This window comes from Shewanella sp. c952, from assembly GCF_019654975.1.
Taxonomy (GTDB): domain Bacteria; phylum Pseudomonadota; class Gammaproteobacteria; order Enterobacterales; family Shewanellaceae; genus Shewanella.
Window position 1 is genome coordinate 1 of sequence record NZ_BPEW01000115.1, and the last position, 550, is coordinate 550.

General features: G+C 49.5%; 1 protein-coding gene and 1 pseudogene. Both read right to left on the reverse strand.

The window, feature by feature from the left end; genetic code table 11:
- A pseudogene (locus tag K5R16_RS22135) lies at nucleotides 1-256 on the reverse strand (MotA/TolQ/ExbB proton channel family protein); the annotation flags it as partial.
- On the reverse strand, nucleotides 243-550 hold a 308-nt coding region (locus tag K5R16_RS22140; protein WP_220740576.1), incomplete at its 5' end, for a MotA/TolQ/ExbB proton channel family protein. The pseudogene K5R16_RS22135 and the gene K5R16_RS22140, both read right to left, overlap by 14 nt.

Here is a 550-nt window from a genome sequence, read left to right on the forward strand (position 1 = left end):
GATCCGCATATTGCTGTGCTTGTACCTGCCTTAGTGCTAACAAGCTCAAGCGCTGATTAAGCCAGTCATGTTGAGTTGTCACTATCATTAGCTGCTGGCTTAAGCCAGCCTCTTTGAATAATGCCCGGCTCACTAACCATAGCATCCATAAACAGCAGATGAATAACGGCCACATGACAATGCCACCAAGCTCAATGAAGCCTAGAATGGTATGAGCAAACTGGCGCACCGAAAACAGCATGTTATCGAGTGACATGCTCGTCTCCCCGCTCAAGATTCAGAGCCAGTAACAGCGCCGACTGCTGCTCCATATTCAAACTCAATGCTTGTGCGCGACGCTTAAGTGGGTAATGCAGTAATAGCAGAGGTAATGCCACCAGCAATCCCGCCTGAGTGGTGATTAGCGCCTTACTGATCCCTTGAGAGAGCAATTTGGGATCGCTATTACCGAACTCGGTCAACGACTGAAAAGTCTCAATCATGCCCGACACTGTGCCGAGTAACCCCAGCATTGGTGCCATTGCTTCCAACAACGCGATAAAGCCGATCC